Origin of the sequence: Chitinophaga parva (assembly GCF_003071345.1) — a bacterium.
Taxonomy (GTDB): domain Bacteria; phylum Bacteroidota; class Bacteroidia; order Chitinophagales; family Chitinophagaceae; genus Chitinophaga; species Chitinophaga parva.
The window spans coordinates 2,413,508-2,428,333 of the sequence record NZ_QCYK01000001.1 but is presented as its reverse complement, the minus strand read 5'-3'; the positions used below and the strand labels follow the sequence as shown (position 1 = coordinate 2,428,333).

Genomic DNA, 14,826 nt, shown 5'->3' with positions numbered 1-14,826 from the left:
CCGCTTTCCTGCGACTTGAGAATGCCTATAATCTGGCTCTCCGTGAATTTGCTCTTTTTCATAATTCTTCCCTTTTAAAGGTAGCACTTTTATATTTTTATGTGCTACCGTTTACAGGGAAGCTTTCCCTTCAATTACAGATTTTATCCGAACTTCACACTTTAATTATAAAAAATGGATAATATAATTACCTGGATATCTACTTGGATGAAGCAACAGTGTGATGGGGAATGGGAACACGATTATGGAGGAGTAAAAATATCCCATATTGATAATCCTGGGTGGCAAGTAGACATTGACATTAATGGTACAGACTATGAAAACATTGATATTGATGTCGTCGAGTTTAACAATGGGGATGATGACTGGTATTTCTATAAAGTCAAAGAAGGTCATTTTTTGGGATATGGCGATTTATTCAAATTGGAGACACTTTTGACCGCCTTCAAAACAATAATAGAAGGCTAAATCAATGGGGACTATTTCACTAAGTGTGTAAGTTTAAAAATCGAGGTGGATAGGATAGGTTAGATTTTCACCCTGCCATCGAAAATAGTTAAAAATTGATTCAGGATCATGCCCCAGTTTCTAATGGGCATGGTCCATTTTTTTGATGCCTACCGTAAAGCCAGGTATACAGACTTCATCACTGCTTCGTCATTGGGGAAGGAAGCTTGTTTTTCGTGTATTTTCTGATTTTACCGTTCAAATTTTCAATCAGGCTTGTGGTGTAGATGATGTGGCGGATCTCAAGCGGAAAGTCAAAAGATACGGTTAATTCCCTCATAGTTACCCCGCCAGCTTTTGATAGTATAAGCGTACTTACTAGCCTATTTGCTCTCCAAGGTATCGAGAGCAGCGATGGCCGCTTGCCGGGTAGGCGCCACGTAGACTTTCCTTAAGTCTCTGGTAACTGTTTCTTATCCTTCCAAACCACATATCGACAGCTGTTGCGGATTTGATGTACTACACATGAATCTTTTGCTGCTGCCTCCCCCCTTGCCGGGAACCTCTCTTTGCAGAACGAAAAGATTAAAGCAATGTATGAATGGTGCAAAAAGACTAATGTTACGTTTACGCCAACTTTCTTTTTAAATGGATATCAACTACCTGAAAACTATTCAATTTCCGACCTTAAGTACTTTCTTTCAGTCTAGCTGGGGGTTCAAACGCTTAAATTAAATCAGGGTTTCGAAGATCCATGGTTGAACGCATCAAATACATTAATTGGGATGATCGAGATAGCCCCCAAGCCGTTGAATCCTCACGGCAGGTTACTGTTTATTTAAAAAATGCAGGTCCGTTTAACAGACCATAGACTAGATGCAGGAGGGTGGGCATTATGTTTCACACGGACCGGAAAAGGCGATGCGCTTTGACCCGGACATCGAGCACATTATCATCCGGCTTCACTACGGGTTCCTGGAAAATGACTCCCAGGCCGGGCTAATAACCAATTGGGCCGGCAGTACGGGTTTCAACGGAATCATGGATGAAAATGCCTGGAAATTCCTGAAGTCGCTCCCCGCCCGCACCGCAACCCTCACACCCGAAATACCACTCGCTAAAGCCTCCAACCCGCTGATGGGACGGAGCTGTCATCTTGGCGAAACTGCACGATACTGTAGGCCCATCTGCGCCGCTGCTACCTTTTACAATCAATTTTGGCTATCTTGGTCCCAGATTTTTAATACACACGGATGTTATGAGATGAAAGCGATAACCGTTGATAAGAGCTGGATCCAGGAAGTCGGCCATAAAAATGAAAGGGCTTTTGAACAGCTGTTTACGTTGTGCAAAGACAATGTATACACCATTGCGCTTGCATATATGGAGGACGCCGTGGACGCGGAAGCCGTAGTACTGGAAGTATTTCTCCGCGTCTGGAAAGCTGGTGAAAAGCTGCTGGAAGTGGCCGATTTTAACGCCTGGCTGTTTACCATCACTAAGAACTGCGCCCTTACGGCCCTGAAGAAGGAAGCCCTGCGCCGCAAACGGGAGCTGGAATTTATTGATACCAACACCGGCGGAATCCACTACACGCCGGAAGACAGCATGGCCAGCGACCTGCAGGCAGTATTGCATGCCGCCATGAACAAGCTCACCCCACAGCAACGCAAGATATTTGAACTCTCCCGTCTGCACGGATATGACCGCGCCGCCATTGCCAAAAACCTGGGCATCGCCCCCGCCACCGTTAGCGCCCACCTGACCATTGCCCTCAACACCGTTCGCTCCTTCCTCGAAAAAAATGCAAAGAACATCTCATCTGTAGGCCCCTTGTTAATCCCGCTTTTAAAAATTTTTTACAACAACTAATAATCGGCCCATTCAACGTAAGTCTATATGTACAATAGTTTATGCGACATATGGATCAAGAACGAATTTCCCTGCTGCTCCGGAAATACCTGCAAAAGACCGCCACGCCTGCAGAGCGGGCCGAGTTCTTTTCGCTGCTGGACAGCCAGTCAATAGAGGGCTTTGAGGATGGCATTACCCCGGACGACTTTCCGGACGAACACCTTATTACACTCTCTGAAGCATCATCCAGGAAAATCCTGAACCAGGTCCTGGAACACCACCAACCGGGCCGCATCCGCAAAATGCGCTGGTGGCGTGCTGCCGCTGCTGCGGCGGTACTGGCGGCATTAGCCGGCAGTGCTGCTTACTTTATCCATCCCAACACATCTACCGGAACACTGGCCGCAGGCCAGATAGGCGGTGCCAACGACCGCCATCCTGGTCACACTGGCGCCACGCTCACGTTGTCTAACGGCCACACCATTGTGCTGGATACGGCCCATAATGGCCAGCTGGCCAGCGGCTTCACCAAAACAGCCGATGCGCTGCAGGTGAATGATGCCACGCCTTTATATGCCACTTTAACCACCCCTGCCGGTCGCCAGCAAAAGGTGGCCCTCAGTGATGGCACCATTGCGTGGCTGAATGCGGGTTCTTCGATCACGTTCCCGTCGTCTTTTGGCAAAGGGGAGCGCCGCGTAACTATCACCGGCGAAGTATTCTTTGACATTGTCCGGGATGCATACCATCCGTTCATTGTAAACGCCGGCCACGACGAGATCCGCGACCTGGGCACCCGCTTTAATGTGAACGCCTACAGCGATGAGCCCAGCATCCGCACCACGCTGGTGCAGGGAAAGGTACAGATCAATGGCCGGTACATTCTGCAACCGGGTGAGCAATACAGCGAAGGCCAGATCAGGAAGGTAGATACTGACGCCGCCACCGCATGGATGGCCGGCTACTTCCATTTTGAACATGACGACATTACCACCGTGATGCGCCAGATTGCCCGCTGGTACGATCTTTCCGTATCCTATGAGGGAAAAATGCCTCCGCAGAAATTTGGTGGCGACATTCAACGCAATCTTATGCTCTCTGAAGTACTGGAACTGCTGGGCGGCACCGGCATCGATTACCAACTGCAAGGGAACAAGCTGATCATCAAATCCCGTTAGAAAGGAACGGTACACCACTGGTAACATTCTATATCTATTTTATTAAACCAAACATCTTCGATGTATGCTACGAAAAGGACTACTGCTCGTTTGTCTGCTGATCTACTATTTGCCAACCATTGCCTGGACACAAGTCAATGGCATTACGTATTCCGTAAAAAACGAACCACTCGAAAAGGTCCTCAATGACCTCCGCAAACAAAGCGGCTATGTATTTTTCTACACGTATGCCGCGCTGGAAAAGGCCGGCCAGGTAACGCTGAACGTAAAGGACGCCGATCTGAAAGACGTGCTGGACCTATGTTTCAAAAACCAGCCCCTTACCTACACGATCAAGGACAAAACGGTGCTTATTCAATTAAAGGAAAATGAACCGGTTTCCGGGCACCTGCAACAACACCCGGTGCACGGCAAGGTGGTAGATTCCACCGGTGCGCCACTGGCCGGCGTTTCCGTGACAATCAATGCATCCAAAACAGGCACCATCACCAACATGGATGGTGAATTTGACCTGGAAGCCGATGCCAATGACATCCTCCATTTCTCGTATGTGGGCTTTGAAAGCCAGTTTGTGAGTGTAGGTAACAACACGAACATGTTCATTCACATGCAACCGCACACCGCTGCTATCAATGAAGTGGTAGTACTGGGTTACGGCTCCGCTCGCAAATCGCAGGTAACTTCATCCGTGTCTACCTTAAAATCGAAAGATGTAGCCAACAAGCCCATCCCCAACCTGAGCAACAGCCTTATTGGGCGCGTGTCCGGCGTGATCACCACACAGGCCTCCGGCGAACCGGGTTTTGATGGTGCGGGCATCCACATCCGCGGCATCGCAACCACGGGCAATAACGGCCCGCTGGTGATCGTGGATGGCGTACCCAGGAGCTTCTCACAACTGGATCCAAACACGGTACAAACCATGACCATCCTCAAAGATGCATCCGCCGTGGCTCCTTATGGTGTGGGCGGCGCCAACGGCGTAATCCTGATCACCACCAAGCAAGGCGCTACCGGCGCGCCACAGATCACCTACAATGGTTACGTGGCAGCGCAAGCGCCTACCCGCTTACCCAAGATGGTGAACGCTTACCAATACGCACAGATGCGCAATGAGGCCAATAAGAATGATGGCAATCCACCGGCATTTTCTGACGACGACATCCGCAAGTTCCAGGATGGCTCTGATCCGGACGGCCACCCTGATTCACAACCGCTCAAAGAAGTGATCCGCGATAACTCCCTGCTCACGTATCACAACTTCACCATTTCCGGTGGTAGCGAAAAGATCAAATATTTTGCAAGCGGCGGCTACCTGTACCAGGGTGGTATGTGGGCTACTGATTATGTGAAGAAATTTAACGCCAGCCTTAATTTACAGGCCAAAGTAACCAACACTACCGAGGCTACCGTAAGTGTACTTGGCTGGGAGCAAAATGGCTACTACCCTACGTATAGCGCGGATTTTATGCTGGGCCAGGCATTCCGTACACCGCCCACCTCCGCCGTGTATTACACCAATGGCCTGTGGGGTAGCTACATTGGCCAATCGCTGGTGGGTGAGATCTTCCACAGCGGCCAGCAGGTGAACCAGAACAGCACCATGCAAACACAATTGTCCATTGAGCAAAAGCTCCCGTTCATCCCGGGATTAAGTATCAAAGGCGTAGCCGCCTATGATCCCACGAAAAATTTTGTGACCATCTGGAAAACAGGTCCCATCTTTTATAACGTGGACACCACCAAGCATCCATACACCTACAACCAAGGGCAGCAAGACAATGCACAGCCTACGTACAACCAGACATACAACCAGAATAAAGCATTCACCTACCAGTTTTACCTGAACTACCACAATACCTTTGGTAAACATGATATTACAGCGGTGGGCGTAGCAGAATCGCGCAAGCAGCTGTACAATACTTTCAGCGCTGGCAGGATCAATTATGCACTGGACCTGCCCGGGCTTGACTATGGCAGTTCTGACCCGGCAGACCTTTCCAACGGAGGTTATAATACAATGGCAACCCAGCTGGGTTATGTATACCGTGTAGCATATGCCTATGAGGGCAAATACCTCCTGGAGGCAGACGGCCGCTATGACGGCAACTACTATTTTGCACCCGGTAAAAAGTTCGGTTACTTCCCTGCCTTCTCTGCCGGTTGGGTACTTTCCAAGGAGCATTTCGTGACGGAAAACCTACCCTGGGTAGACCTGCTGAAACTGAGAGGTTCCTGGGGACAATCCGGTAACCTGGCGGGGGCCGACTTCCAATACCTGAGCGCTTATGGCCTGTATGGCAATGCTGCCGCACTGGATAAAAAAGCTACTTCCGGCCTGTATGAACTCACACAGGCTAATCCCAACATTACCTGGGAGAAAGCCCAGAAATCAGATATTGGTTTAGACGCCTCCTTCCTCCACAATGCGCTGGGTTTTGAAGTGGATTATTTTTACGAGAAGCGCAACAACATGCTGGTGAGACCCGCTACCACGGTATCCAATGAATATGGCATTTCACTACCGTTTGTGAACGCCGGTATTATGAGTAACCATGGGGTGGATCTTTCTGTGAACGTAAACCACCGCTTCTCAAAAGACCTGAACCTGAGTGTGCTGGGGACTTTAACTTATGCACACAATAAGCTGCTACAGACGTTTGAAACAAATGCCACTTTCAATAATCCCAACCGCCGCCGGACTGGCCGCCAGCTCGGTACACAGTTTGGCCTCAAAGCACTGGGATATTTCAAACCGGAAGACTTTGATGCCAGCGGCAACCTGAATGCCGGCATACCCGCGCAATCCTGGGGCCCCGTGCACCCTGGCGACCTGCGTTATGCAGATGTGGGCGGTCCTGATGGCAAACCCGATGGCGTGATAGACAGCTATGATGAAACCAAGATCGGTAATCCCAGCACCCCTGCTTTGATTTACAGCGTGGAGCCAAAAGTTTCGTTCAAACAGTTTGACCTGGACCTGCTCTTCCAGGGCGCCGGCATATCCAGCACCACCATGTATAGCTCCATCGTATGGCCATTTTACGCCTCCGGCTCTGCCACTGAACTGGAATACCGCGACCACTGGACGTTGGACCACCAAGATGCCCTGTACCCACGCCTTACTGGCACCCCCAGCAGCAACAACACGCAAGGCTCTTCCTGGTGGCTGCGCAAAACCAGCTATGTACGCCTGCGCAACCTGGAACTGGGATACGCATTGCCCAGCCGTTTGATCGATCACCTGCACATCCATGGCGCGCGTTTCTATGTATCCGGGCAGAACGTGTGGACCTGGACGCCCCATATCAAAGAGACCATTGACCCCGAATCGGTGAATGGCCAGTACACCAACTACTACCAGCAAAGAGTTTGGTCTTTTGGCGCCAACATTACTTTCTAACATCAATGCATTGACGATATGAAATTATATAGCAAAATGATCCTGCTCGGCGCACTGGCGTTTGGTATGGCATCCTGCAAAAAGAATTACCTGGAAGTGGTACCCGGTGGCGAGGTATCCGACGCCACCGTATGGCAGAACTCCAACAACGCCGACCTGTTCCTGAACGACGTGTACAACCAGCTGTACGATATGAACAACACGTACCAGTCGCTCGAAGAATTTACCGACAATGTCATGTGCGGCGCATCCTGGTTTGATGCGCAGGGCATCCTAGGCGCGGGTGCGCTGGCGCCCAACAACCTGCCCGGCGAACCGGCAAACCTATTCAGCTGGACGGCCAACTACCAGTACATCCGCAAATGCAACCTGTTCATTACGAAAGTACGCGCCAACGCAGCCAATTTCCCGGCCGACTGGGTGAAGGAGCGCCTGGCGGAAGCCCAGTTCCTGCGCGCTTATTATTACTCATCGCTATGGGCAACATACGGCGGGGTGCCCATCATCACCGTACCGCTGAACAACCTTACGCAAGGCGATTCCATTTATTATGCACGTAGCACTTTTGAAGAAACCTACAACTTCATCACTACGCAATGCGATTCCGCCGCTGCCGTATTGCCCCTCACTGTAGATAAAGGCACCGGCCGTCCTACCAAAGGCGCAGCGCTCACGCTGAAAGCCTGGTGCGCGCTGTTTGCCGCCAGTCCACTGACCAACGCGGCGCAACCGCCCACCGGCAATGACCCCAATCACCTGCTGACCTTTGGTACGGCTGACAATGCCCGCTGGGCCACTGCGGCCGCTGCCGCCAAAGCTGTAATGGACCTGAACACCTACAGCCTGTTTCCTGACTATAGCGGTATGTGGCTGGGTGCCAACAACGATAACCAGGAAGATATCTTCTCCAAACAATACATTGCCCTTACCAAAGGTGGCCAGCGGGAAGGCTTCTGGGGCCCCTGCATTGTGCATGGCACGGAACAATCCTGGTCCAGCGCCGTACCCACGCAGGAGCTGGTGGACTGTTACTACATGGCCAATGGCAAACGCATTACCGATGCGGGTTCCGGCTACGATACGGCCCACCCGTACCTGAACCGCGAACCCCGCTTCTACCAGTCTATTGTGTTCGATGGCGCACCCTGGCAGGGTGACACCATCTTTACCCGCATGGGAGGGAACAACCAAATAGATTTGGGTTCTACCAGCGATATCACCAATACTGGGTATTATATTCGCAAAACGGTGGATGAGAGCATAACCGGCCAGGCCAGCCGGGCAGACAAACACCCGGGTGGCGAGAACTATAAGATCTTCCGCTACGCAGAAGTATTGCTCAGCTACGCCGAAGCCCAGAATGAAGCCGCAGGCCCCGATCAATCGGTATACGATGCGGTGAACAAGATTCGTGCAAGGGCCTCCCTCCCTCAGCTGGCCACCGGCCTTAGCCAGGCAAAAATGCGCGATGAGATCCGCAATGAACGCCGCGTGGAGCTGGCCATTGAAGACAAACGCTGGTGGGACATCCGCCGCTGGAAGATCGCTGATGGCACTACCGGTGTCATGAACACGCCCAGCCATGGTATGCAGATCAGCCGCGCCGGCAACAATCTTACTTATAAACAGGTAAAGGCAGTTGACCGTATTTTCTATGCCAGGAACTACTGGATGCCGGTACCGCAGGATGCACTGGACACCAACTCAAAACTGGTGCAAAGCGCCGGCTACTAATTAAACCAACAACCGTTAAAAAATAATGTGGAGGAAACTATTCTTTGTAGCGGCCATTTGCGGGCTCTCCGGCATTGCCAGGGCCCAGTCAAATGACCATATGTTTACCGGCGCACCGGCAGCCAAATCTTTTATAGACGTAGATGCACATGGCTTCACGATCAATGGCAAACGCACCTTCCTGGTGTCAGCTGGCCTCGAATATGCACGCATTCCGCATGAACTGTGGAAAGACCGCCTGTTGCGGCTCAAACGCGATGGTTTCAATTGCGTGGAAATCTACACCTTCTGGAATTTCCACGAAGCGCAGGAAGGCCAATTCTCCTTTTCCGGCGATCATGACCTGGATGCCTTTTTAAAGCTGGTAAAGCAGCTGGATATGTACTGCATTGCGCGTGTAGGCCCTTATTATTGCGCGGAGTGGGACTTTGGCGGCTACCCGCACTGGCTGCGCTTTAAACCCGGCATGGTGGCCCGTACTGCCGATACGACTTTTGTAAAATACGTGGACCGCTTTTTTGATAAGCTGCTCCCCATTGTAGCAAAAAACCAAATTCACAAAGGCGGCGCTGTAATATTGGTGCAGTTGGAAAATGAGCATCCTTCTTCCTGGGGCTCTTACCTGGCCAACGATTACTTTAAACACCTGCAACAAACCGCGTTGCGGCTGGGCGTGGAAGTGCCCTATTTCTTTAGCGGCATGCACCACGGCCACGATCCGGCGGAGGATAAAAAGGACCTGTTTGATCCCAAGCGCCCATCGCCATGGTTTTCCTCGGAGTATTGGAGTGTTTGGTTCGATAAATACGGTTCCGGGCAGGCAGAATCCGATGTTTTTGGCAGGCGTACGTGGAAGATCATTACCCGTGGCGGTAATGGCTACAACGTATACATGGCGCATGGCGGCACCAACTTCGGTTATACCAATGATGATGAAGATGCGGCCTCTTATGATTACGGCGCTGCCCTTGGTCAAACCGGCGACCTGCGGCCGATGTATTACCAGTTCAAACGCAATGCGCTCTTTGCCCGCAGCTTTGAAAGTATTTTGGAAAACAGCCACGCTTCGCATCAATTTGACGATATCGCTGGGGAACAGGAACTGGGCATTACCACCCGCAGCAGCGACGCCGGCGATATCATTTCGTTGGACAATAATAACGCGGAAGAATCGCGAGTAACGTACGTAAATATCAACGACAAGGCTTACCCTTCTGCCGGCAAGCTGGTACTGGATCCTATGGAAATACTGCCGTTGGTGCACCAATTCAGGCTGGGCAACAACGTTACCGTGGATTGGGCCATCACCCGCATACTGGGCGTGCAAAAAACAGGGCATACCACAACGATAGTGGCGTATGGAAAACTGGGCAGCTATGGCGATATCCTTTTCCAGGTAAAAGGTAAAGTCACGCTCCAAAATAACGCGGCTGATTTTCACGTAACCGGCCAACAGCTGGCCCTACAGCTCACCTATGCCGCCGGCAAGCCCAATGTGTACAGCTTCCATGCAGGCGATGAAACCATCCGCATAGTAGCCCTGGACACGCAACTGGCAGACCGCACATGGTTCATCAATGAAAACGGCATCAACGCCGTGGTGACAGGCCCGGCCTACCTGGCCGATATCTGGAAAGCGAACGGCCAGTTACACATCACAGCAGAACAGCCATGGTACGGTACCGTAGCACCCTCAGCCCATACATGGGTGTATGATGACGGGGGTGAAACAACCTTGAACAACGGCCCCCTGCCCACACAGTTCCCCAACCAGCTCCCCCTTACAGCTGATTGGATCGCGCACGATGCCACCATTCCCGCTGCCGCTGGTTTCAATGACAAAACATGGCTGGCCAGTGAAACGCCCCTGCAAATGGGCGCCGATGGCGACACCAGTGCGTATGCCTGGTACCGTGTCAGGAAGCAACTGCCCGCAGCGGGCTTGTACACCGTGGATATCAGCAAAGGCAACGGCCGCTATATTGCCTTCCTGGACGGTGAAAAAGTAGCGGAAGGAAATGCATCGGCTTTATCCTTCACCGCTAAAAAAGGCGCACACACGCTGGCTATTTTCGCTACACACGATGGCCGGGATAAATTGGTGAGTTACGTGGGCAAACTGGATTTGGATGTAAAAGGTATTGCCGGTACGGTGCTACTGCACTACGGCGCTATTCCCATGCTTTCGCAATGGAAATTCCTGGCGGGCGGTGATTCCGCGCAGCTGCCGGCCTCCTACCTGCACGCCGTTAACTACCGGGCCGGCAAAGATGCATTTGACGGGCACAAAGGCAATGGCTGGTTTCATACCAGCATCGCCGCTGGTGCGGATGCCATCTTCTTCAACAGCGTCGATGACAATGCCGTGGTATACATCAATGGCCGCAAGGCCGGTACACAAAACGGGTGGGGCGTACCCTTTTCCGTAGCAGTGCCCAAAGACTTGAAAACAGACAGCATTGCTATTGATGTTTTTGTACGCAACGACGACGGCCGCGGCGGCCTGGATGCAAAGATTAAAGCGGTATACAAGGCAGACCAGGTACTCACCGGCTGGCGCATGCGGGGCGGCCCTGGTACGTTTGAAGCCTTTACGCGCACGGTGCCCACACCTCCAAAAGGCAGTACCACTGGCACACCGATATTTTACAAAACCACTTTTAAGCTGGATGGCATTCCCGCCGGTGTGCATCCCATGTGGCGGGTTACTTTCAAAGGCCTTAGCCATGGTTTCATTTGGGTAAATGGCCACAACCTGGGCCGTTACCCGGAGGTACTCCCGGTGGATGGCCTGTACATCCCGGAATGCTGGCTGCGTGAAGGACAAAATGAACTGGTAGTGTTCGATGAATATGGAAACAGTCCTGCCGCCGTGCAAATAAAAGCAGAACAGCAGGCGTCGCGCGCTGCATATGATATCAGCGAAGCGACCTATTAATTTATCATTGCATAACGCACCTGAAAAAGGCCGTCTCCTATGTTTGCAAGAACATGGAGACGGCCTTTTCTTTTGGAAGCTTATTTAGATACCTGTAGATCTGATTTTCAAGGTGAAAAAGGGTGAGAGCAGCGGGCTGCTTTTAAAGTATGTAGTTTTTGAGACACTGCCTCCTCCTTTTTTAGCTCTTCGAGTTTGAACAGCATGTTAGGAACACCGCACGGCGGCTTATCCAGAATTTCCAATCAGGAGACAGAACGAAGCGAGATTTTTCACCTTTTAATTTAAACTATCGCAAAGTTTGGACCCGGAAGGAAATCAGACAATTGGCGTGAACCTGATCCTTTATTCAGGAAATGAGGCAGTGACCCGGGAACGCGACCAATTGGTGCAGGAAAGAACTATTGTAAAAAACCAGCTGCATGCTGAACTCTCAGAAGCAGAACCCAATCGATCCAGCATTAACAGCATAACGTGGCTCCAGAGTTAAATACCTACCCTTTAGTAATAATTGATCTTGTTCATCTTTGCATTCCATATCGTGAATAAGCAATCAGCTTACACTTCCTGCTTATTCCTGCCCTATTTTGGTTAATAGTATAGCTACAGAGTCAGGTTTGGAGAGGAACGGCGAGTGGCTGGTGTTCAGTTGGTAAGTTGTTTTCAAACCGGCAGCATTGATCATCTTATCCTGCAGATAAGGTGATACCACGTGATCCTGCAGGGTCTTGATATATACTTTCTCAACAGAACCGAAATTGGCGCCAGTCAAAGTAACCGGGTTTGTAAAAGGAATCGCCGGTTCTGACCGATAGTTTTGCAGTACAAGGTTCTGGACCTGGACAGAGCCGTCCTGTATAAATGCATTTATGATCTGGTCGTGCTTAACATCAAAGGTACCATCGTTATTGGAAATAAGCACCCCGTCAACCCCCAATTCCGAGTCCTTATCCACGGAAGCAAGATCATACAATGACTGTCCCGAAGCCGGTAAATAAGCCGCGATGTAAACAAGCTTTTCTATCTTTGAAGGTACCTGTTCAGCCACAGCTGAAATAATCATCCCGCCCAGGCTATGCCCAACAAGGATCACTTTTCCGTCTACTTTTGATACCGCATCGATAACTTTGTCCCGGTAAATGTTTAAAGTCAGGGTGGAGGGAACGGTAGAATCGCTTCCGTGGCCGGGCAATTCCACAACGGTCACATGGTTGCCCTCTTTAATAAGGCTGGCCTTTACGGCATCCCATACGTATGGGGCCTGCCAGGCGCCATGAACCAATACATAATTTTTCCCAATGGGTTTTACCTCATCATTCTTCTTTGAACAGGAAGTGAAAATAACAGCGGCGGAGGCTACAAGCAGTAAGGCCAGTATAATATTTTTCATAATTTTAGGTGCGTTTTTTCTAGCACACCACAAAACTCGAACTAATCAGGGTGAATAATTTTAACCCGGGTTAAGATCGTAAAGCGTATTTAAAATTGAAGAACATTTCTGCCAAAGGCCATGGCCAGCCAACCAACTAATATCGATGTCGGGTACAACACTCATCTAAACCACAACTATTCATATGTCAAACAGCACTTCAGAGATCACTTTACTGCGCACCGTCCTTTGCGCTTCCGGCATGAAACCTGAAGCATTCGAGCTGTCACTCCCCTACTGGAGCCTGAAGCAATACAAAAAGGGCGAGTTTTATAATGAGTATAAAAACGTGTGCAAGCACCTGGGATTTGTCATCAACGGTGTGTTCAGGATCTACCGGGTAAACCATGAAACAGGGGAAGAGAAAAACATGCTTTTCTTTACAGATCACCAGTTCGTAGCTTCCTATAAAAGTTTTTTAACCCAAACCGCATGTGACTATTATACAGAGGCAGTAGTTGATTCAACCATATTGTATATCCATATCGACCAGCTGAATGCGTTGTATGAGAAGTCGCATCAGTGGGAACGGTTTGGCCGCCTGGTTGCCGAAAAGGCCTTTTATGAGGTGATGGTGAACACAGAAGGCTTTTTATTTAAATCACCGGAAGACCGCTACCGTGAGATGCTGGAGAAACACCCGGATATTTTTAATGCGGTGCCGCTCTATCATATTGCTTCTTATTTGGGCATACAAGGCCCATCCCTAAGCCGGATCCGCAAAAGAATGGTGGGTAAATAAGCAAGCACTTTTCCGGAGATGGCCGTCAATATTGCGGTTTCACGCTGTCATTAGCGAAAGGCCGGGTACAAAATCCTGCTTTAAAATCCGATTTTAACCTGGGTTAAAATTATTCCTTCTGAATAGTTCGAGTTTTGTGGTGTGCTAGAAAAAAGGCACCAACATCATGAAAACAGCAATATTACTCCTGGCTATGAGCGTATTTGGTTTCACTACGCAAGCCCAAAACACTATCTCCAAAAATTCAAAAACTATTGTACTTGTTCACGGCGCATGGTCCGATGCATCTTCCTGGGATGCGGTGATCCCGTTGCTGAAAGCACAAGGCGAAGAAGTGATCAATGTAAACCTCGCCGGCCACGGGAAGGACACCACGTCCTTTGCAGCCATCACTTTTCAAACTTATGTAGACCAGGTAAAAGCAGCCATCGGCAACCGCACCAATATCGTTTTGGTGGGACACAGCTTTGGTGGTATGGTCATCAGCCAGGTGGCAGAAGAAATGCCCTCCCAGGTGAAAGAACTGGTATACCTCGCCGCGGCGTTGCCCGGTGACGGCGCCAGCTTGTTGTCGCTCGCCAAGCAGGATTCCGGGTCCCATATCGGGAAAGCCCTCACTATTGACCAGGAACATGGTGCAGCTATCATCGCCCAAGATGCTGTAGCAGATATCTTTGCCGCCGACGCGCCCCAGCAAGTGCAGGACTACCTCTCCGCTAATATCAAGCCTGAGCCCCTGGTACCCCTTGCCACACCGGTTCGCCTGACCGACAAGAATTTTGGTAGCGTTAAAAAGGTCTATATCCATACTATGGATGACCATGCCATCAGCTACCCTGCACAGCAGTTTATGGTGAAAGCCGGTGAAGTGGCCAAGGTTTATAGCCTCCCCAGCAGCCACACTCCATTCATTTCCATGCCCGGCAAGCTGGCTGCTATACTCTTAGCCGAGAGCAGATAACAATCTATTGAACATCAGACCAGGCACCAGCCGGACAATCGAAAGATCCTCCACTGGCTTTAGTGATACATCAGGCATAAGCCAACTTAAATGCTTATGCTTGATGTTTAAATAACATCCACTCCATTCACTCCATCAAC

10 protein-coding genes are annotated in these 14,826 nt (G+C 50.4%); 9 read left to right on the top strand and 1 reads right to left on the bottom strand.

Translation table 11 applies throughout. From position 1 onward, the window contains the following. The 7 genes from DCC81_RS25700 to DCC81_RS10110 form a co-directional block, all read left to right on the top strand. Nucleotides 1-182 (top strand): hypothetical protein (locus DCC81_RS25700; protein WP_205686288.1); only part of this gene is annotated, 182 nt, incomplete at its 5' end. Beyond that, nucleotides 175-468: an immunity 53 family protein gene (locus DCC81_RS10145; protein ID WP_108686411.1), complete on the top strand. Its 294-nt coding sequence runs from the start codon at nt 175-177 to the stop codon at nt 466-468. The genes DCC81_RS25700 and DCC81_RS10145, both read left to right, overlap by 8 nt. Before the next feature lie 1,242 nt (nt 469-1,710). Then, complete coding sequence (locus DCC81_RS25550) at nt 1,711-2,319, top strand: RNA polymerase sigma factor (protein WP_165806526.1); 609 nt, start codon at nt 1,711-1,713, stop codon at nt 2,317-2,319. Nucleotides 2,320-2,369: 50 nt separating this feature from the next. After that, nucleotides 2,370-3,479: a FecR family protein gene (locus DCC81_RS10125; protein WP_165806525.1), complete on the top strand. Its 1,110-nt coding sequence runs from the start codon at nt 2,370-2,372 to the stop codon at nt 3,477-3,479. A 64-nt stretch (nt 3,480-3,543) separates the two neighbouring features. Next, nucleotides 3,544-6,882 (top strand): TonB-dependent receptor, encoded by a 3,339-nt coding sequence (locus DCC81_RS10120; protein WP_108686407.1) that lies wholly within the window; start codon nt 3,544-3,546, stop codon nt 6,880-6,882. A gap of 18 nt (nt 6,883-6,900) precedes the next feature. After that, nucleotides 6,901-8,616, top strand: a complete 1,716-nt coding sequence (locus DCC81_RS10115) for a RagB/SusD family nutrient uptake outer membrane protein (protein ID WP_108686406.1) — start codon at nt 6,901-6,903, stop codon at nt 8,614-8,616. A 25-nt stretch (nt 8,617-8,641) separates the two neighbouring features. Then, nucleotides 8,642-11,554, top strand: coding sequence for a beta-galactosidase (locus tag DCC81_RS10110; protein ID WP_108686405.1), 2,913 nt, complete (start codon nt 8,642-8,644; stop codon nt 11,552-11,554). Between the two features lie 571 nt (nt 11,555-12,125). On the opposite strand, the gene DCC81_RS10100 is transcribed toward DCC81_RS10110, so the two are convergent. Beyond that, on the bottom strand, nt 12,126-12,944 hold the full coding sequence (locus DCC81_RS10100; protein WP_108686403.1) for an alpha/beta fold hydrolase: 819 nt from the start codon (nt 12,942-12,944) through the stop codon (nt 12,126-12,128). Nucleotides 12,945-13,128: 184 nt separating this feature from the next. On the opposite strand from DCC81_RS10100, the gene DCC81_RS10095 reads away from it, so the two are divergent. Then, the gene (locus tag DCC81_RS10095; protein ID WP_108686402.1) at nt 13,129-13,725 is read left to right on the top strand and encodes a Crp/Fnr family transcriptional regulator; all 597 of its coding nucleotides are present in this window, start codon (nt 13,129-13,131) and stop codon (nt 13,723-13,725) included. Nucleotides 13,726-13,891: 166 nt separating this feature from the next. After that, a complete protein-coding gene (locus DCC81_RS10090; RefSeq protein WP_108686401.1) occupies nt 13,892-14,686 on the top strand; it encodes an alpha/beta fold hydrolase in 795 nt (264 codons plus the stop codon). Nucleotides 14,687-14,826: the final 140 nt, after the last annotated feature.